The 20406-nt window shown below is 54.4% G+C and carries 17 protein-coding genes; 10 read left to right on the top strand and 7 right to left on the bottom strand.

What is annotated here, in order from left to right; translation table 11 throughout:
* Positions 1-115: 115 nt before the first annotated feature.
* Complete coding sequence (locus AB1598_14620) at positions 116-1663, bottom strand: DegQ family serine endoprotease (protein MEW6146244.1); 1548 nt, start codon at positions 1661-1663, stop codon at positions 116-118.
* Positions 1664-2091: 428 nt separating this feature from the next.
* Between AB1598_14620 and AB1598_14615 the strand changes: the two genes are divergently transcribed.
* The 6 genes from AB1598_14615 (at position 2092) to AB1598_14590 (ending at position 9511) form a co-directional block, all read left to right on the top strand.
* On the top strand, positions 2092-2694 hold the full coding sequence (locus AB1598_14615; protein MEW6146243.1) for a sigma-70 family RNA polymerase sigma factor: 603 nt from the start codon (positions 2092-2094) through the stop codon (positions 2692-2694).
* Positions 2694-3467, top strand: a complete 774-nt coding sequence (locus tag AB1598_14610; protein ID MEW6146242.1) for an anti-sigma factor — start codon at positions 2694-2696, stop codon at positions 3465-3467. The genes AB1598_14615 and AB1598_14610 overlap by 1 nt, the downstream gene beginning before the upstream one ends.
* Before the next feature lie 77 nt (positions 3468-3544).
* Entirely contained in the window at positions 3545-4894 is a 1350-nt protein-coding gene (locus tag AB1598_14605) for a hypothetical protein (protein ID MEW6146241.1), read from the top strand.
* A 315-nt stretch (positions 4895-5209) separates the two neighbouring features.
* Positions 5210-5773, top strand: coding sequence for a DUF547 domain-containing protein (locus AB1598_14600; GenBank protein ID MEW6146240.1), 564 nt, complete (start codon positions 5210-5212; stop codon positions 5771-5773).
* A gap of 63 nt (positions 5774-5836) precedes the next feature.
* Complete coding sequence (locus tag AB1598_14595; GenBank protein ID MEW6146239.1) at positions 5837-8224, top strand: NAD(P)-binding domain-containing protein; 2388 nt, start codon at positions 5837-5839, stop codon at positions 8222-8224.
* Positions 8225-8812: 588 nt separating this feature from the next.
* Entirely contained in the window at positions 8813-9511 is a 699-nt protein-coding gene (locus AB1598_14590) for a glycosyltransferase family 2 protein (GenBank protein ID MEW6146238.1), read from the top strand.
* A 58-nt stretch (positions 9512-9569) separates the two neighbouring features.
* Here the strand turns inward: AB1598_14590 and AB1598_14585 are convergent, their stop codons facing one another.
* The 4 genes from AB1598_14585 to AB1598_14570 form a co-directional block, all read right to left on the bottom strand.
* Positions 9570-10679, bottom strand: a complete 1110-nt coding sequence (locus AB1598_14585; protein MEW6146237.1) for an HlyD family secretion protein — start codon at positions 10677-10679, stop codon at positions 9570-9572.
* Positions 10680-10778: 99 nt separating this feature from the next.
* Positions 10779-11183, bottom strand: coding sequence for a hypothetical protein (locus AB1598_14580; protein MEW6146236.1), 405 nt, complete (start codon positions 11181-11183; stop codon positions 10779-10781).
* 114 nt (positions 11184-11297) lie between these two features.
* Positions 11298-12563 carry a sodium:proton antiporter gene (locus tag AB1598_14575; protein ID MEW6146235.1) on the bottom strand — a complete coding sequence of 422 codons (1266 nt, stop codon included), beginning with the start codon at positions 12561-12563 and terminating at the stop codon, positions 11298-11300.
* A gap of 113 nt (positions 12564-12676) precedes the next feature.
* Positions 12677-14908 carry an FUSC family protein gene (locus AB1598_14570; GenBank protein MEW6146234.1) on the bottom strand — a complete coding sequence of 744 codons (2232 nt, stop codon included), beginning with the start codon at positions 14906-14908 and terminating at the stop codon, positions 12677-12679.
* A gap of 210 nt (positions 14909-15118) precedes the next feature.
* Between AB1598_14570 and AB1598_14565 the strand changes: the two genes are divergently transcribed.
* From AB1598_14565 to AB1598_14555, 3 genes are read left to right on the top strand one after another with little or no spacing between them, the layout of a single operon-like run.
* Positions 15119-15961, top strand: a complete 843-nt coding sequence (locus AB1598_14565) for a DUF4396 domain-containing protein (GenBank protein MEW6146233.1) — start codon at positions 15119-15121, stop codon at positions 15959-15961.
* Between the two features lie 54 nt (positions 15962-16015).
* Positions 16016-16666 carry a hypothetical protein gene (locus AB1598_14560; GenBank protein ID MEW6146232.1) on the top strand — a complete coding sequence of 217 codons (651 nt, stop codon included), beginning with the start codon at positions 16016-16018 and terminating at the stop codon, positions 16664-16666.
* Positions 16663-17739, top strand: coding sequence for a calcium/sodium antiporter (locus AB1598_14555; GenBank protein ID MEW6146231.1), 1077 nt, complete (start codon positions 16663-16665; stop codon positions 17737-17739). Before AB1598_14560 ends, AB1598_14555 begins: the two co-directional genes overlap by 4 nt.
* Positions 17740-18027: 288 nt before the next feature.
* Here the strand turns inward: AB1598_14555 and AB1598_14550 are convergent, their stop codons facing one another.
* Positions 18028-18714 (bottom strand): PIG-L family deacetylase, encoded by a 687-nt coding sequence (locus AB1598_14550; GenBank protein MEW6146230.1) that lies wholly within the window; start codon positions 18712-18714, stop codon positions 18028-18030.
* Positions 18715-18784: 70 nt separating this feature from the next.
* Between AB1598_14550 and gatB the strand changes: the two genes are divergently transcribed.
* On the top strand, positions 18785-20212 hold the full coding sequence (gene gatB, locus AB1598_14545) for an Asp-tRNA(Asn)/Glu-tRNA(Gln) amidotransferase subunit GatB (GenBank protein MEW6146229.1): 1428 nt from the start codon (positions 18785-18787) through the stop codon (positions 20210-20212).
* 89 nt (positions 20213-20301) lie between these two features.
* Here gatB and AB1598_14540 read toward each other — a convergent pair.
* The coding region (locus tag AB1598_14540) for an IS110 family transposase (protein ID MEW6146228.1) at positions 20302-20406 on the bottom strand (105 nt) is incomplete at its 5' end.

The following is a 20406-nucleotide window of genomic DNA, read 5'->3' as shown; positions in this document are numbered from 1 at the left end:
TGGAGGCTTGGTGTCAACAAATCTAAGGGACAGGGTCCCGGTCCGCGTACCAGCGATATGTGTCCGAGCGAGTTTCACAGTAACCCGCATTATTATGTGCCAAGATTGATTCAGCTCAGTTTGACTTGTTCTTTTCACCTTCACCTGCGACTCTGAGCGCGGCGTAGATCGTATTGTCTCCCCTCTTCACGAGTATAAGAACCGTGCTGCCCGGTTTTGCTTTCGAGACGGCCGAAGAATACTGATTCAGATCGCTTATGTGATTCTTGTCCATCTCGAGAATGATATCGCCAGGCCTTAGACCCGCCTCCCCGGCCGGGCTCCCCTCGATGACGTCCGTTATGATCACTCCTTTATCGGTGTCGAGGTTGAAGCGCCTGGCGATCTGCGGGTTAAGCTCCTTTACGCTGAGACCGAGCTCTTCTTCCGCATTGCCCGCTTCCTCGGCCAGGACTTCCTCATCGGGGAACTCCGTGAGTTTGACCGTAACATCGAAAGGCTTGCCGTCATGTATCAACTTGATTTTCACTTCTGTTCCGGGCTCCGCAACCGCAGCCATGGATGTGAGGTCGGAGACGTCGTTCACCTTCTTGCCCTCGAATTCGAGGACGACGTCGCCCCTTTTTATGCCGGCTTTATCCGCCGGGCTCCCGGGAGTAACGTCGCTTACGAGCACGCCGCCGTCTTCCTTCAGGTTGAGCCCCGAAGCGATCTCGGGTGTGAGCTCCTGTACGTAAACTCCGAGCCAGCCGCGGACGACCTTGCCGCCTCCCTTAAGCTGATTGATTACGAACTCGGCCATCTTGATAGGGATTGCGAACCCGATCCCCTGCCCCTGAGCGACTATGGCTGTGTTCACGCCCACGACCTCTCCGTTGAGGTTGAAGAGAGGCCCTCCGCTGTTCCCGGGGTTAAGAGATGCGTCCGTTTGTATGAAATCGTCGTAAGCGCCCAAACCGAGAGACCGCCCCTTCGCGCTCACGATGCCGGCCGTGACCGTATAGCCGAGCCCGAACGGGTTGCCGATGGCAATTACCCAGTCGCCTATCCTGAGGTCGTCCGAATTCCCCAAGCTTACAGCCTGGAGCTTCCCTTTAGGCTCGAACTTTACCACAGCCAGATCGGTCTTGGGGTCCTTGCCTATGACCTTCGCCTCGTATTTATCCCCGTTTTCGAGTATCACGCTTATGTCGACAGCTTTTTCGACCACATGATAGTTGGTGACCACGTAACCGTCTTCGCTGATTATAAACCCCGAGCCAAGCCCCTGACGCTTGTATTCGTGCTGGGGGGCGCCTTCGAAGAATTTTCTGAAGAACTCCTCGAACGGGTCGTTTTCGCTGAAAGGAGACCTCGGCTGGCGCTCACGGAAGCCCCTCGGCTTTACGACGCTTGTCGTGCTGATGTTGACTACCGAGGGCTTGAGCTTTTCGACCAAGTCCGCAAACGACGGGAATTCGTGTGTCCTTATGTCCCTTACGGTCTCCCTGGCCGTCCCAGAATCGTCCGGTTCTTTTTGAGGAGCGGCTGCCTTTTCGGACTGCTCCACCTTGGCCGGGCTCTCTCCCGAGACCTCGGCTTCCTCGGGCCTTTTGCATCCCGCGCCAAAGACCGCGATCAATAGAGGAACTATCAATATTATTAATGCGAGCGACCGCTTCATAAACGCCTCCTGACACTCATAACGAATAGAAATAATATAGCCAGCAATAACCCATACGCAAGAAAAATAATTCAACCCCTCCGGTAGATTCCGCATGACCTGCGGCAAGACTCGAAATGATTTCCTGGCGATGCGACGCCTGTACCGTCGTCCCTGATGCAGGCATATTAATTTTAATGACCGGGATGCCTTATGAAACCGTATCGGCCTCATCAACGTATATACACCAATAAAAGGCGCAGGAGAAACGTGTCCAAAACAAGCAGTGGGGATAATAATATGCTCCGAAAAGGGGCTGGCTTCGTAATATGATTTGAGAGGAGCGCCGGCGTTCGGTTAGTAGCGGAGTATATGAATAAAAACCCGGTGTACAAAGTATGGACTCAGGACACACCAGACCGATTGACAATAACCCCGAATTAAATACAATGGTTCAAAAGCCGAAAGCTTTCGGGACCATGGAGAAGGTTTCAGACCGAAGCAGAGACCGTGAATTGATAGACCGACTGAAGAAAGGGGACAAGTCCGCTTTCAGGGAGATCTATGCCCATTATTCGCAGACCGTCTTCAACCTCGCGTTCAGGATGCTGAGGTCGAGGGAAGAGGCCGAGGAGGTCGTTCAGGAGATATTCCTGCAGGTCTGGAACAAGGCGGATTCTTACGACGCGGGACGGGGGGCCATCTCGACCTGGATAGTGAATATAGCGAGGAGCAGGTCCATAGACAGGTTGAGGACCCTCGGTTTCAGAGAGCATACGTCCGAGCTCGACGAAGAGAGAGTGAACTCAAAATCCGATCTCTCTCGTATAATAGAGGACAGGGAGGAGAGCAGGAAGATAATACAGGAAGCCCTCGACTCGCTGCCCGACAATCAGAGGATCGCGATCGAAATGGTGTTTTTCGAGGGTTTGACGCATATCGAGACAGCGGAAAAGCTGAACGAGCCCGTGGGGACTATCAAGACAAGGATCAGACTGGGGGTAGCGAAGCTGAAAGAAAAAATATCACCGTATATCGGGGACTTGATGTAATGGCGCACAGACCGGAGTACGAAGACCAGATAGCGCTCTACTCGCTCAACCTCCTCGAAGGGGATGAGCTGAAAGAGATAGAAAAGCACCTAGCCGAAGGCTGCGGGATATGCACGGCTCTGCTCGGTGACAGCGATGCGGTATTCACCAACCTGCCGCTCTGCCTCGAAGACGCGCCGCTTCCGGAAGACCTCGAAAAGAAGATACTCGGCAGGCTCGAGTCGAGGGAGCCGGTCCGGGAAAAGTCTTCGGTTTTCGGCTTCTGGAAGAGCATCAGTCCCATGTGGCTTAACCTAGGGACAGCGGCCGCTCTCGCGGTCATAGCCTTCCTCGTCGTTACGAACATATCCCTCCGGAACGAGCTCGAGCTCCGCGAAAAGAGCATGACAGAGCTCGAAGCCAGGCTCCTCAAGGAAAAGGAGATGATGGAGTTCGTCATGAACCCCGAAGTCAGCGAGGTGAAGCTCGCGAGCAAGATGCCCGACATAAAGGCGTCCGGAAAACTCTACTGGAACGAAGAGAAGGACAAGGGACTATTTCTCGTATCCAGCATCCCCCAGCCCGGGGAAGGGAAGACATACCAGCTCTGGGTCATCGAGGACGGGAAGCCCGCCAGCATGGGCGTTTTCGACGTCGACCCTGCGGGGAACAGCATGCTGGAATTGAAATCTATGCCCGAGCCCGGCGCGTCCATGCAGTTCGCCGTTACGCTCGAACCCGCGGGCGGAGTGCCGCAGCCCACAGGCGAAATGTACCTATACGGCTCACTTTAAATTACACTCCGCATCAATTAAAATCAGTTGCAGAAGAAAGCTTCGTCGGCCGGATGGAAATTACCGGGAGGGACGGCATGGGTATAAGCGGAAAAGAGCTCACGAGACTCAACGACGACCTGTCCGGGCATATGGACATTATCATGAGATGCACGTCGGCGAGCGAAAAATACGGGAGGCTGCTCCTCGCTTCCCCGCCCGAAACGAGATACCCGTACGTGTACACGAGAGACTCGAGCTGCGCCGTGCAGCTCTTCAGGCGCCTTGCCGGGTCGGCGCACGGATACGACGCGGCCGAGAGCGCCTTCGGCATAATGAAATCGATGGCCCGTTTCATGAAAGACACGATTTCCCCCGAAGGGTCGTGGGGACAGCGGTACAGCGTCGAAGGCGAGAACAAAAGCATCTACAGACAGGAAGACAACGTCGCCCACGGGATATCCATTATCTGCAATTACCTTCTGACCGCCGAGTATTTAAAGAAAGATATAGAGGACCTCGAGAGCTTCCTCGCCTGCGTAGACAGGGCTCTCGGCTACGGCCGGAAAGAGCTGTACGAAGAGGAGCTAAACCTGTTTTACTCGACTACGGCGATACACGAATCGGCGATGGAACAGGGTTACACGTGCTGGGTGAACTTTTCTTTCCTCTACGCTTTTTCCCTGGCGAAGGAAGTCGCGGACAAGATCGACCGGAAGAATATCATCTCGCCCGAACATCTGAGCTTCCGCGAGTGGTTCTTATATTCGGTGAGCGAGCTGTTCATGTCGGGGAACAGGTACGTGAGGAGGACAGACCCTTCGGGAATCATGGACATGCGGCCCGACTTTACGATCCTCAGTCCTTTTTATTACGGTTTCCTTCACTATAAAGAGCAGATGCAGAACAGCGTTGCGTTTATCGAGAAACAGCTATGGGACAGGGAGCTGGGGATGATAATGAGGTATCTCCCCTATTACAGGGATCTCTCGACTCACGTGCACGCTGGCAACGGACCCTGGCTCCAGTACACCGCGGTGCTCGCCCAGTACCACTACTGGAGCGGGAACGTCAAACGCGGCGACGAGCTGCTCTCCATAATCGACTCCTACAGGAGCGACGCCGGGGAGATACCGGAGCATCTCTCGACTCTCAGGAGGTTCGAGGAATTCATGGAGAGGGAGTGGAAGACCGGGATCGATTTTCAGAAAGAATTCTACAAGGACATTCTGCTCGACGACATAGACTTCAATAAAATACTCGAAGAAGCGAACAACATGCACCGCTCCTACGAAGCGTGCTCCAAGAAGCGCATGTTCAAAAAAGACAAAAAGCCGGGCGAAGGGTATATCCAATTCGCTTCGCCCCTCATGTGGTCTCACGCCGAATACGCGAGGGCCCTCCTCGTCAGGGCAGGAGACTGGTGGAAGGTCCGCAGGGAAGAATAATCCCGCAACCGCCGCATCCCGAGAAAAAAAACGAATCCGCACTACGCGTTAAAGCGTATATTCATATTATTGCGGAAGCCCAGTGAAATGACAACCCGGGAGCACATACGCAGTTTCGCGCTTGATAACATTGGGAGATTACTATTATCACTCGCATTACTTACTGTGCTCTCTTTCCAATCCTCCGCATCCGACGATACACAAGGTCTCTATGGGGAGGTGCTGTCCCTTTATGTAAAAAACGGTCTTGTTGATTACCGTGGTCTCAAATCCAATCACGGTCAGCTCCGCGCATACCTGGAATCAACCGCTCGGGTGACCAGGCGAGAATTCGAGGGGTGGACTCGTGACGAGCAGTTGGCTTTCCTCATAAATGTGTATAACGCGGAGACTCTCGACCTCGTAATCCAGAATTACCCCGTAAAAAGCATAAAAGAAATAGGAAGCGGCGGGAAAGGGCCGTGGGAAGAGCCCGTCGTCGAGCTCTTCGGTGAAACAATTACGCTCAACGCGCTCGAGAACGGGATAATACGAAAGAATTTCAAAGAGCCGAAGATTCACTTCGCGCTCGTCTGTGCGGCTATGGGCTGCCCTCCCCTCTCAGGCGAGACTTACGTCGCCGCTAGATTGGACAGTCAGCTCGAAGCTCAAACAAAGAAATTCCTTGCCGATACGGAGAAAAATTCCGTCGACAGGATAAATAAAACAATACGCCTCTCCCCTATATTCGAATGGTATGCAGCGGACTTCGAGTCCGGAGCCGGCTCCGTCCCAGGGTTCCTGAAAGAATATTACGGCGACATCACGAACGGGCAATATATAATTGTATATACAGACTACGACTGGTCGCTCAATGATATATCGTCTGAGGCGAAATAGAATATTATGACAGATACGAACGAGAGCATTTATGCACCATAGATTCCATGCTGAGGAGATGAGATGTTCGGACTGATAAGAAAATATACGAAGTGGCTACACACACAGTGGCCGGCGGGGATAGTGGAGAAGCTGCCGGAGGTAAAAGAGGACTACTCGACTAACGTCCCGGGGCTCTACATCGTGGGAGACCTCACGGGGATACCGCTCCTTAAATTCTCGTCCGACTCGGGCGCGAGGGCGGTGATGCATATTCTCGAAGACGAGGGATTCCTCAAAAGCCGCGAGTCCTCGAAGGACGCTGACGTGCTAGACCTCGTAATAGTCGGGGCGGGCGTATCGGGGATGGCGGCCGCGCTCGAAGCAAAAAGGAACGGGCTCAGGTTCGAGATACTCGAAGCGACGGAGCCCTTCTCGACGATAGTGAATTTCCCCAAAGGGAAACCGATCTACACCTACCCGACGGACATGGTGCCCGCAGGAGACCTCCAGTTCACGAAGGATGTGAAGGAGCCTCTCGTCGAAGAGATAAAAGAAGAGACGCTCGGGAGGGGGATCCGGCCGAAAATAATGAGAGTGGAGAAAATCGTCAACACGGGCGGTCACGTCGAGGCGGTCATTCCCGACGGGGGGAGTTTGAAAGCGCTCCGCGTCATAGTGGGCATAGGACGCTCGGGTAATTTCCGTATGCTCGGCGTGCCCGGAGAAGACAAGGACAAGGTATTCAACAGGCTCCACGACCCCAAGGACTACGAAGGCAAAAACGTGCTCGTAGTGGGAGGAGGGGACAGCGCACTCGAGACGTCGATAGCGATCGCGCGGGCGGGCGGGAACGTCACGCACTCCTACAGGAACGAGGAGTTCTCACGCCCCAAGCCCGAAAACGTGGAGAACCTGAAAATGCTGATGGCAGACCCGATGGCGGACGTATCGATCGAGACGCCCTCGTCAGAGCGCGTGACTACGAGCACGGGGGGCTTCATGCCCGGGGAACATAAGCCCGGGAAGATCACACTCCTAATGAAGAGCCGCGTGAAGAGCATAGGGGACGCGGACGCGACGCTCATAGACCGCGACGGAAATGAGATCACGATACCGAACGACGCAGTCTTCACGATGATAGGGCGCGAGGCCCCTCTCGATTTCTTCAGACGGAGCGGCGTGAAGATAAAAGGCGAGATGAACGCCAAGTCCATTACGGCCATGATCCTTTTCCTTCTCCTTATGACCTTTGTTTACAACTGGAAGGCCGGCGGTGCTCTCACGAAGCTTTTCGAAAAAAACGAGTGGTTCCCGTTCAACCTCCCCGGCTTCTTCGCCGGCTTCGGCGAATCATTCACGAGCATGGTGAACGACCCGTCGACTCTCGTCGGCACTCTGTCTATAACGCTGAGCGAGCCCGGGTTCTATTACTCGCTCTTATACACGATCATAATCATAATCTTCGGTACTCTCCGCATAAGGAGGAGAAAAACTCCTTATATTACGGCGCAGACTCTCTCTCTCACCCTATTCCAGGTGATACCGTTATTCCTTCTCCCCTATATACTCCTCCCATATCTCGGGCACAACGGATTCTTCGACACTGGGTTCATGAAGTCTGTAGCAGACGCGCTCTTCCCGTCGGCAAACTACGGGCACGGGAGGGAATACTGGAGGGCGTTCGGTCTCATACTGGCATGGCCCCTCTTCGTATGGAACGTGTTCAGCAGCGAGCCGCTCTGGACGTGGCTCATCATAAGCGTAATCCAGACGTTCGTGCTTATTCCTCTCATCATCTACTTCTGGGGAAAAGGGGCATACTGCGGATGGATATGCTCCTGCGGCGCGATGGCCGAAACGCTTGGAGACACACAGAGACACAAGATGCCTCACGGGGCCAGGTGGAACAGGCTCAATATGGTCGGCCAGGCAATACTCGCTATCGCTTTCATCATACTCCTGGCCAGGATATTGAGCTGGGCGTTCCCGAGCACCGCAGTCGGTCAATCAATCTATAGATTTTATGAGGGCGCGTTCTACGGCTGGAAGCCATTCGGTATAGAGCTCAACTACAAGTATATAGTCGACCTGACGCTCGCGGGTATCGTCGGATACGGACTCTACTTCTGGTACAGCGGGAGGGTATGGTGCAGGTTCATGTGCCCGCTCGCAGCGCTCATGCACATATATGCAAGATTCAGCCGGTTCAGGATACTAGCCGACAAGAAGAAGTGCATATCATGCAACGTCTGCACCTCGGTTTGCCACCAGGGAATAGACATAATGAACTTCGCCAACAAGGGCCTCCCGATGAGCGACCCCGAGTGCGTGAGATGCAGCGCGTGCGTCCAGTCCTGCCCTACCGGAGTGCTCAAATTCGGGCAGATAGACAGGAAGAGCGGAAGGGTGATAAGCATAGACTCACTCGCCGCCTCCCCCGTACTTATGAGAGAGGGGAAGCGCACTTAGTGTTTGTAGCTCCGCTGCGTTTAAAAAGGCATGTAAATTTTCCGGCATGCTCGATATCGAAAAAATGAGCTAGAAAACTACACTATTGCAAAAATAATCGAAATGATCGGTTTCATCGACCACGACACTGCCGGTAAATAGGTCTTCGGTCGTTAGTAAGGTCGAAATGGTAAATACTCCGGTGCCTATTACATCTCCGGTATCAGTAGATCGAATTGTGCATTCCATAGCCGAACAATCTATTTGCTCGCATTCGCCAGGGAAGATTACAGGCTGTAAGACAGGCGGTGTGGGAGACGTTTGCCCGGATTCAAAAAAATCGCAGAAAAGACTTCTGCAGACCATCGTCAGACCCTCAGCAGGGCAGGCTTCAAACTCCTCTAGAGAACTTATATCGACACAATCAGGTTCAGAACCTCCGTCATTGTTACCGTCACATCCTAACGATATAAAAGGAAATATTAATAGTAGTAATAACGGAATTCTGTGATATAACAATCTGAAATTGAGTGATATAGGTCGGTTATTTATCATAATGGCTACTATAATTAATAACTTATCTAATCAGCATTATCAAGAGCCAATACCATGACTCCTAAAATCCTCGCTATCATCCCCGCGCTTAATGAAGAGATGTCCATCGGGAAGGTGATTGCCGATATACCGCGGGACCTCGTGAGCGAGGTGGTCGTGACGGACAACGGGTCGACGGACGGGACCGCGAAGGCTGCCGCCGGTGCGGGCGCGACGGTGCTGAGTGAAGCAAGGCGCGGGTACGGGTACGCGTGCATGAAGGGAATAGAGTACGCGCTCTCCAAGCCTGAAGGCGAGAGGCCCGAAATAATCGTATTCCTCGACGGCGATTATTCCGACTACCCGGAGGAGATGCCGCTCCTCGTAAAGCCTATCGTCGAGGACGGGTTCGACATGGTCATCGGATCGAGAACGAAGGGCGAGCGGGAGAAGGGTGCGCTGCTGCCTCAGGCGCTCTTCGGGAATGCGCTCGCGACGACTCTCATAAAGTGGCTCTACGGGGTGGAGTTCACAGACCTCGGCCCCTTCCGCGCGATAAGGCTCGATAAACTAGTCGAGCTCGGAATGACGGACATGACGTACGGCTGGACTGTAGAGATGCAGATAAAAGCGGCCAAGAGAGGATTAAAGTGCGGCGAGGTTCCCGTAAGCTACAGGAAGCGCATAGGGGTCTCGAAGGTAACGGGCACTCTCGGGGGCACGTTCAGGGCAGGCTATAAAATACTCTGGACTATATTCAAGCACGTTAGGTGACAAAACGGACGGGCATCTGAGACGGATCATCGCAAGGTGTCGGATACCGCGGATACAATCAATAGATAAAATCGACGAGGCTCCCGATGCGGAGCCACAGCTTCGCGAGCGGGTTCAGTATTATATTGTCGCCCGTGAACACGGCGACGCTGACGGACGCCCCTATCCTTAGCTTGTATTTATCATGGTCTATGTTCGTGATCCTGAGCCGCACGGGGAAACGCTGGGCGATCTGCACCCAGTTCTCCGGGTCCTTTACCATAGGAAGGAAGCCCGAGGGAATCCCCTGCCCGGCGCTCACACCCCAGTCGGTGCTTTCTACGACGGCTTTGAATATCGTCCCCGGGTATAAAGCGAGGCTCACCTCCGCCTCCTGCCCGGCTTTTATCTGCCCCACGCTGTTCTCCCTGAAATTCGCGACCACCCACCAGCTGTCGTCGTCCACGAACGTGAGGACGGGCTCGCCCGTTTTTATATATGACCCGACGGTGAGCTGCAGGTTGGTGACGTAACCGTCCGTAGGCGCGTAGAACGTCGTCTGCGTGAGGTTGTATTCGGCTGTGGCGAGCGCGGCTTCTACCTCCTTGATTATCGCGTAGTCGCCGTCGATCTTGTATTCGAGGGCCTGTTTCGCCTTCTCGTAATCGGCCTTCGACTGATTGAGCTCAGCGAGGGTCGAGTTAAGCTGCTCGGTAGCCTGGTCGAACTCGAGCCTGGCTATGTAGTTCTTCTCGACGAGAGGCTCGAGGTCCTTGTAGCGCTGGGACGCGTAGGCGTGGTCCGCGCTCGATTTCTTCACGGCCTCTTCCGCAGCCGCAATATCGCTCTTGAGCTCGTCTATATTCTGTCTCGTCTGGACGAGCTTCGCCTTAAGCTGCTGCACCTTGTACTCGTAAGGCCTCGGGTCGAGGCTGAAGAGCTCCTGCCCTTTGTCGACGTATTCGTTGTTCTTTACGTATAAACGGACGACCTGTCCGTCAACCTGAGGAGCCACCTGAAGCACGTACGCCTGCACGTACGCGTCGCTCGTATAAGGGGTGTACCTGTCGAGCAGTATATAGTAGACGATGAGGAGGACGATCAGGGAAACGATAAGGATCACCCAGAATTTCGTCGAGTAGGTCATATTACCGAGCTTGAATCTGGATGCAAGGTCTTTAAGGCTCATGGATTTATCGCACCGGAAACGACACAGGCCGATTCAAAGCATAGCCCGTTTCGCGAATAGTTTCACCCTTCGACTTCAGAGTACGGAAGCGGCCTTTCGTTACCAGCCCCAGGGGCCGCCCGCCCAGCCCCATAACCCGGGCCCGAACTCGGCCTGCTCGGCCATCATCGCCGCCTCCTGCTCTTCGTCGACCAGATTGGATTCATAGACCAAGTTCTCGTACCTGTCATACGCGGCCTGGTCTCCGGTCCATACGCATTTGCAGTTGTAGGGGTCGGCGTACCAGTAAAGGGGCTTGTTGTCCCTTACGCTGAACTGGACCTTGTTCGGGGTGAGAGAGTTCAGCATGTTCATCTCTTCGGGCGTGTCCGCCGCGACTATCTGAAAACCCGCGGCGGCCAAGAGCTCTTCCGTGCTCTTCGACTGCTCGCCCTGTATCGCGGCGCACGCTCCCAGCACAAGCATCATTGCCGCCATCGATAAAGCTGACATGACCTTTGACATAATATTGCTCCTCCTTTGTAATTTCAGCATACGGGCGGGGTGGTCCGCTACACCCGGCTCCCGACAGACAAAGTAAAACTAACACCTAAATCAGAATAATTAAATAGCCCGCCGTTATTTGGAATTCAGTCTGTCCCTGTTCCATTTGAGCGCGTTCTCCAGAGTGAGGCCCTGGACGAGAATCGAGAACACCACGACGATGTACGTCATCAGCACTATGAGGTCGCGGTAGGGAGAATCGTCGAGCGCCAGCGCGAGCGCGATCGACACGCCTCCCCTTATCCCGCTCCACGTCATTATAAAACCCGAGAGCGAGGGGAGGTGCCTGAACAGTTTTAAGAATACGAGCGGCACTTCGACGCTTATAAAACGGGCGGCGGTGATGAGGGGTATGGATATCAGTCCGCAGATTATATATGACTTCTCTATTTCGAGCACAAGCACCTCGAGACCGATCAGAACGAAGAGGATAGCGTTGAGGACGTCGTCTATCACCTCCCAGAGGCTGTTCACGTAGGACCTTATGTGGTCTGCGGAGCCGGGTATGAACCTCCGTCTCCTCGCGAGAAAGAGGCCGGCCACTACGCACGTAAGCGGGGCCGAGACGTCCAGCCTCTCCGCCAGAATGTATCCGCCGGCTACGAGTGAAAGCGTTATCAGCGCGACGACTATCCTGCCGTCAGCGCCCCTCCTTATTATCTCGTAAATCATCCTGTAGCTGACAAAGCCGAGCGCGATACCGAGAAAGAGGCCGCCCAGGGCTTCCTTGAGGAAGAACTCACCTATGCGGAGCGCAGAAAACTGAGTCTCCCCGGTGGTCAGCTCAATCAGCAGAACGAAGAGCACCACGGCGACGGCGTCGTTGAAGAGAGACTCTCCGGAGATTACCGACTCGAGGGTCTTCCCGGGCTGAATCCGCCTGAAGAGCTTCAAGACGATTACCGCGTCTATCGGAGAGATAATCGCGCCGAAAATGAGCGCATAAATAAGAGGCAGGTCCACTCCTATAGCTCCGAACACCCACCAAACCACAACCCCGGTCAGTATAGTGGCGAGGACCATGCCCAGGGTGGCTAGGTATGTAATCGTCCACTTGTACTCCCCAAGCTCGTCTATATTAACGCTCGAAGCTCCAGCGAAGAGAAGGAAGCTCAGCATGCCGTTCATGAAGAGGTGGTCGAAATCGGCCGCCTGCACGAGCTCTACCGCCCAGTCAATTCTGCCGAACCCCAGGTATCCGAACGTGATTATAAGGACCGAAGATAACAGGGATGCGAGCATTACGCCGATCGTCGTGGGGAGCCTGACGAAGGCCTCGTTGACGAAGCTGAAGACCGCCGTAAGCGTTATGAGTATTGTGAATACCGCGAACAGGTCCATAGGGCTTTTGTTCCGGAGACAGAACGCATGACCGGAGTTCGAATCCCGATTCTAATCCGGCATTATACAAAGCGTGGCGGGCGTTGTCCAGAATCGCCCGGCGGCTCGCTAACCTAAGCTTTCGAAGCCCTTAGCGCGGCTCCGGAAGGCTCTTCAGATCCGTTTATCCTGTTAATGCAGACCGTGATCCTGCGGAGTGAGCCGAGAACGGCGTCGACGCTCTCGGCAATGAGGACGTCCTTTTCCACCTCCTCCAGAGGAAAACGTTTCCAGAAGCCCGTATCGCGAAACGCCTGCCTGTGCTCAAGTATCTGCTGCGATAGCATATCAAGGGAATGAGTCGGGTCCTCCCTCGTAAAGAACTGCCTTGAAGCCTCGTCAAAAAGATCGCAAAGCCTCCTGTAATCGGGGGACATTTGCGAGAGGTACTTTATCAGGAGCTCGCTGTCCTTATCCGAATATATAGTTTTTTTCAGGGTCTCGAGCTCCGCGTAGATTACTTCGAGTGATTCGATTATCTCAACGAAGTCCTCTGCATGGAGCTTCTCGTCGCTGATAATATACTGGGCGTCGAAGAGGAGAGAAGCGCTCGTGGGCATGGACGCGGCAAGGGGGTCGACGAGTGACTCGATCTCACCCCTCACTTTCTCGTCGAGCATGAGAATCTTGCCTAATATCGCGCCGCTGATCCTGAGCGCGGAGGATATCTTCCTCTTTAGCTCGCGATAAGGGCTTACGGGCCAGACGTTGTGAAGGACAAGGAGGCCTATCGCCGAGGCCGCGAGCAAGGCGCACAGTCTCATAATCGCCAGGCTGAGGCTGATCTGGGGTCCCGGGCTCGAAAAAAAGACATAGGGGAGCATGAGACCGGCCTGGAGGCCCGAGAAAGCTATCTTCTGGCTCCCGGTCGCGACATACGCGGAAACGAAAGAGCCTAGCGAGAAGATGAGGAGAAGCAGCGGGAAATGAGGGATCAGCGTGATTATGTATAATCCCGCGATGCCGTAAATAAGCCCCGCCAGAACGCCTATTATCGCGAGTCTCCCCCTCAGGTGCGCCTGACCCGTATTCGGTATGGAGCCGAAGAGCACACCGTAGAAAGAGGCCTGGTACCCACCGGGGAGCTTGAAAATAAGCTCGCCGAAAAGAAGGAGCAATATTACCAGCACCGATTTGACGGATTGCTGCGCCGTCTCCTTCGAGATATAAGGTTTCTTGACCGACCTGAGCTTTTCGACCCCGGGAGATCTTGTGACTCTCTCCCCGGCCAGCTTATCGTATTCGCGGTTGTAAATGATATTCCATACACGGACTGCTTTCCGGAGCAGAGCCGCCGTTTCCTCTAGGAGCGGGAGTATCGCCCCGAAAGCGAGGAGGTCCTCGAAATAGTCCCGGTCTTTACCCTCCGCGGAATGCATGCTCTCGTAAATCGTCTTCAAGTTCGTGATCTTCGCGTCGAGCTCGCTCGTATCAGGCGCAGAGGAGCGGCTCTCCCCTATGGCGCCTGCGAGCTCTCCGAACCCGTCCGAGAGAACGGCAAACAAATCGTTCAATCCACCGGAAACAGCCCGGTCCTCGAAGCACCGGTGCTCCTCGCTCATGACACCCCCGAGAACGTCGAGCTTGATATACATGCTCTTTGCATATGCGACGAGCATCAGGAAAGGCTCGGCGTGGAAACTGCCGTCGCGCGTTTCGCGCTCCGTTCTCCTCACGAGATTGACTAGATTGTTGAATACGTCCACGGTTGCGGAATCGAACTTTTGGACCTGCGTCCCTCGCCCCTCACCCCCCGCGTAGCTCCTGAAGCGGTTCGAATAATCTTTGTATACGCTAGAGAGCGTTAGATAAAGCGCACCTTTGCTCCTGTGGGGCCATATGATCTCATCTACGAGCCAGGCGACAGTTACCGCGACGAAAAGCTGCACGAGGTAGTTTTGCACCGAGGCCGTGGTTTCGGATACCGTGCCGAATATCGCGACGAACATGGTCATCGCCGCGAGTATGGCACTCAGCACGGAAGCGATTAAATAGCTCCCTATGAACGTTACGCAAAAAAATATCCATACCGCCGAGAGTATCAAATAAAGGGGTTTCGAGTCGAGGAAATAGTAGACGATCAGGAGTGAATAAACCGCCGTCAACACGCCGCCGATGAGGGACTGGACCCCGACCTCGAATGTCTTGCCGTGGAATCCCGTCATGATCATATACAGGATCACCGGAGCGAGGAAACCGGAGGCGAGGTGAAAATAATTACAGATGAGGACAGCGATTACGCCGCCCAGAGTGATCTTGAGGGCGATTTCGACACGGAATTTGACGAGATAACGTTTGAGGTCCATAGATTATATGCGGCGGGGCCGCGCGAGTGAGACCATTAGCGGGCGGCTCACGCGGCAGGATTCGACAGGCTCCCCGATCGTCATGCCAGATTCAGATTATCACACGCGGGCCGGGAGTGTGTCAAACTGTTGACAATATATCGATATTGATGTGATAATGGCTTCGATAAAGTCTGTATCGACCGACATTAAAGCTAACCGGAAAATCAGATGATAATACCTCATACGATGGTCGGCGGAGCGCTCGTACTCTGGTACATACTCGTCGGGGCGTCACTCATATTCCTCATATACGACCTCGAGACGAACACGCCCGCCCAGTGGGTGATGAAGCTCGCCTGGATACTGATAATCCTCTACACGGGGCCTCTCGGGCTTTTCCTGTACATGCTCTCCTGCCGGAAGCCCCTGCCCGGCACGCACGACCGGTTCATCGCCCCGCATTGGAAACAGTCGGTAGGCTCACTCATGCACTGTGTCGCGGGGGATGCGACCGGCCTTATCCTCGGCGCGGTCCTCACGTTCCATCTCGCGCTTCCGAACGGCATCGACCTCATTATCGAATATGCTACGGCTTTCATTATGGGGTTACTCATATTCCAGGCGCTTTTCATGAAATCGATGGCCGGGGGGAACTACATCGAAGCCGTAAAAAAGACCTTCTTCGCAGAAACCGTGTCGATGAACTTCGTAATGGTCGGCATGATTCCGGTGATGGCGATACTGCGGATGAAGATCCCCGGAGGGGACGACCCGAAGGGACTCATGTTCTGGGGTATCTCGTCGCTCGCGACTATAGCGGGGGCGATAGCGGCTTATCCGGTGAATTCCTGGCTCGTCGGGAGCGGGCTCAAGCACGGGATGATGTCGGCCGTATCGGGCAAACAGGGAATGACCGGCATGACCGAAATGCCGAGTATGAATATGGAGGAAGGACATAAAGAGTCCAGGGTATCGTTCATGAAAAAGCTGGGCGTATTCCTGATCTCAGTCTGCTTCCTCCTGGCCGCCGTATGGGTCACTTCGCAGGTCATTCCGTTAAAGCTCAGTTGATCTATTCCGGACTGTCCGCACTGCCGCGGGCAAATACATGATAGAATAAATCCGATGGGAAGACAGAGCGCTCTCGAAGAATTAAGGGCCGTATACTCCCGCAGGAAGGATATGATAGAGGCGCAGCTCGCGGAGTTCAGGAAGATACGGGAGAGCGCCGACGACAGGAAGATTTTCGAAGAGCTCGCGTACTGCATACTGACGTCCGCCGTTGGACCGAAGGTCGGCCTCAAATCGCTCGAAGCGATAAAGGATATTCTTCTCGAAGGCTCCGCAGAGGAGTCCGAAAGCAGACTGAAAGGTATCCATAAGTACCCCGAAAAAGCGTATTACATAGTCCACACGCGTGAGTACCTGAAAAAAGAGTACGGCTTCAAGCTCAGGGAGCTCGTCGATTCGTTCCCGGGCCCGGAGGAAAGGAGGGACTTCTTCGCGCTGAACAGGGACATTAAAGGCATAGGCTACACGCAGGCTAGCCACTTCCTCAGAAACATCGGGTTCAGCGGCTACGCCATACTGGATAAAAATGTCCTCAAATCGCTCTACGATTTGGGTATACTAGATTCCCCCAAGCCGCCGTCGACCGGAAAGAGATACAAGGAGATCGAAAGCAGGATGAAATCTTTGGCAGCCGAGCTCGGAACAGGGCTCGACGAACTCGACATGCTCCTCTGGAGCCTGAGGACAGGCAGGATACCCGTATGACGCTTGTATTATTCGCGCTGGGACTGATCATTCTCGTCGCGGGAGCGGAGGCGCTTGTAAGGGGTGCGTCGAGGCTCGCTTCGTCAATCGGCATCTCGCCGCTCGTGGTCGGCCTCACTGTGGTCGCGTTCGGGACGAGCTCGCCCGAGCTCGCCGTGAGCGTAATCGCAAGCGTGAGCGGCAAGACCGATATAAGCCTCGGGAACGTAGTCGGAAGCAATATATTCAACGTCCTCTTCATACTGGGCATATCCGCGGTCATTGTGCCTCTCGCGGTATCCCGGCAGATCATAAGGCTCGACGTACCAATCATGATCCTCTGCTCAGTCCTCGTGCTCATTCTCGGTCTCGACGGGAGCATCAGCCGGACGGACGGCGTCCTGTTTACGGCAGGTATAGTTGCATATACAGCATTTTTAATTTGGCAGAGCAGGAAAGAAAATGACAAGACTTCCGACGAGTTCACGAAAGAATACGCAGTACGCGGAAAAAAGACTCTCATCGTAGACCTGGCGCTCGTGGCCGGGGGTCTCGGCATGCTCGTGCTGGGCTCGCGGTGGCTCGTGAACGGAGCGGTACTGATCGCGTCTCACCTCGGATTGAGCGAGCTCATCATCGGGCTCACGATCATAGCAGCCGGGACGTCCCTGCCGGAGGTAGCTACATCAATAATAGCGAGTATCCGCGGGGAGCGGGACATTGCGGTCGGAAACGTCGTCGGGAGCAACATATTCAATATACTCGCAGTGCTCGGAATATCGGGCATCGCGGCCCCCGACGGTATCCCCGTATCGGAGTCGGCACTCAGGTTCGACATACCGGTAATGACGGCGGTCGCGATCGCGTGTCTTCCGATATTCTTCACGGGGAACGTTATCGCCAGATGGGAGGGTAAACTGTTCCTCCTATACTACGCGGCCTATACGGCTTACATTGTGCTCGATTCGACCGACCATCATTTCGAAAGGACCTTTGCATACGCTATGGTTTGGTTCGTCATACCGCTCACGGTTATCACCCTCGCCGTGCTGGTAGTCCGCTCCATTCGACGCAACCGGAAGGGGTATGCGTAGGGGGGAGACGGCAGCGCTGCGGACATACTGGTGTATCACCCGTTCAATCCTTCGACGGGCTCAGGACGAACGGGTTTATTTTGATATATGAATGAATGGTGACACCCCCATCCTGACCTTCCCCCTTCTTAGGAGGAAGGAAATAAAAAGAAAAAACGAGATTCCCGATCGGTGTCGGGAATGACAGAAAAGAAAAAAACGAGATCCTGAAACAAGTTCAGGACAGGCGGAGGAAATTAAATGCAAAGACAAAAGTTAGATTTCTCGCCTGCGGCTCGAAATGACAGATTAATCGCCACCATCCCTGACCTTGCCGAGCTCGATGAAGACCTCGGCGTACTGCATGACGGTGATCCCTGATGTCTCGTTGAAGACCGCTCTATACCTGTTGAGGCCCCTCATGCCGTCCGTGTAATCCTTGTATTCGATCTGGCTCCTGTGGGCGTCGATCGCGGCCGTTTTCACGTGCATCTGGAGGGATATGTCCTCTATCCTGTCGTAAGACGGGAATGGGGTCCATACCTCGTAGCTCCAGACCCGGGGCCTGACAGGCATTTCGTCAGCCGGCATACCCTTTATAACATCGAGCGCTATTGAAGCGACGGCCACGTGTGTCGGGTGCTTGTCTATCTCCGGATGGGGCATGAATATCTCTTCGGGCCTGAACCTGTTAAGCACCCCCTTCAGCTCGGATGCGTATTGTTTCCTGTTCTCCTCGCTTTTCAAGTCCCTGAGCCTGAGGAGTATCAGATACTGGACGCCCAGGATTCCGACGGCTTCCCTGACCTCGGACTCCCTAAGCTCGGCTACCTCGTCCTCACTGAGGCCGTAAACGGTCGTGCTCCTCCTGCCGTCTGTTACGACGAGGGAGACCACCTTGACGCCGCTCTCGATAAGCTTGGCGGCGGTGCCGCCCATTCCTATCTCCAGATCGTCGGGGTGCGGTGATATTACCAGGACATTCCTTTCCGGCATGGCTTTAGTATTCCTTGACAATTCCCTCTTATCAATCACCATTAACTTAACTGTAAGGAGACCAGACGAAATGGAATTTGAACCGGTCATAGGGCTCGAGGTGCACGCGCACCTCAAGACAAAGTCGAAAATATTCTCCCCGGCCGCGACGGAGTTCGGCGCGCCGCCCAACTCGCAGGTGAACCCCATATGCCTCGGCATGCCGGGCGTGCTTCCGGTGCTTAACGGGAAGGCCCTCGAGTACGCTGTAAAAGCCGCCCTCGCGCTCAACTGCGAGATACACGGCCGCTCCCGGTTCGCCCGGAAAAACTATTTCTACCCGGATCTCCCGAAGGGCTACCAGATCTCGCAGTATGAGGAGCCCTTTTCGACGAACGGATGGCTCGAGATAGGCGCTGACGGCTCATCCAAAAAAATAAGGATAACGAGGATACACATGGAGGAGGACGCGGGGAAGCTCGTCCACGAAAACGCGGGCGGGGCGAGCTACGTCGACCTCAACCGCGCGGGCGTCCCGCTGGTCGAGATAGTGAGCGAGCCCGACATAGCGAGCGCCGAGGAAGCGGCGCTATATTTGAAGAAGCTGCGCACGATACTGATGTATATAGGTGTATGCGACGGCAACATGGAGGAGGGGAGCCTCAGGTGCGACGCAAACGTGTCCGTCCGTCCCAGGGGGAGCAAAACGCTCGGCACGAAGGTAGAGATAAAGAACGTGAACTCGTTCAAGTTCATACAGAAAGCGATAGAGTACGAGATAAGGAGACAGGTGTCGGTCATCGAAGGGGGCGGCAATATAGTGCAGGAGACGAGGCTCTTCGACGCCGAGAGGGGCGTGACCTTTTCGATGAGGACTAAGGAGGAAGCGCACGATTACAGGTACTTCCCCGACCCGGACCTCCTGCCCGTTGTGATAGAGAAGGAGAAGATCGAGGAACTTAAAGCGTCGCTCCCCGAACTGCCCGATCAGAGACTCAGGAGATTCATAGACGTATACAAGCTCCCGGAGTACGACGCAACCGTCCTTACGGCGTCGAAGGAGATCGCCGACTACTTCGAGGAGTGCCTCTCGCACTACAACAACCCCAAGGCCGTGAGCAACTGGATAATGACCGAGGTCATGAGGGAGATGAAGGAGGAGGAAGGCGCCGGGGAAATGCCCCTCAGCCCGAAGAACCTCGCGGAACTCCTCAAGCTCATCGACGACGGGACTATAAGCGGAAAGATCGCCAAGGACGTTTTTCAGGAAATGGTTTCGACGGGGAAGACTGCGAAGGAGATCGTCGAGGAAAAGGGCATAAAGCAGATATCCGACAGGGGCGCGCTCGAAGGCATAATCGCGGATATACTGAAGAACCACCCGGGGGAAATCTCCAGATACAAAGCCGGGGACGAGAAGCTCATCGGCTTCTTCGTCGGCAAGGTGATGAAGGCGACCCAGGGGAAGGCTAACCCGAAGCTCGTGAACGAGATATTGATGGTGGAGCTTGCGAAATGAGGGACACACGGGCCTTGTTTTGGACTAATTAGCAATGTGCCGGGTATATAAACCCTTCTCTGAAACAAGTTCAGATACCGTCTTGGAAGTCAAGAGGATTTGAGAGAGTAATTTGGATCGAAAGGTACCTTGTTTTTAAGCACGCCGTAAATTATATGAACCAGTTTTCTCATTGCAGCTCCTATAATGAGCAT

The sequence above is a fragment of the Thermodesulfobacteriota bacterium genome (genome assembly GCA_040754335.1).
GTDB lineage: Bacteria > Desulfobacterota_D > UBA1144 > Nemesobacterales > UBA2774 > 2-12-FULL-53-21.
The sequence above is the reverse complement of the archived record's forward strand: the minus strand, read 5'-3'. Positions and strand labels throughout refer to the sequence as shown.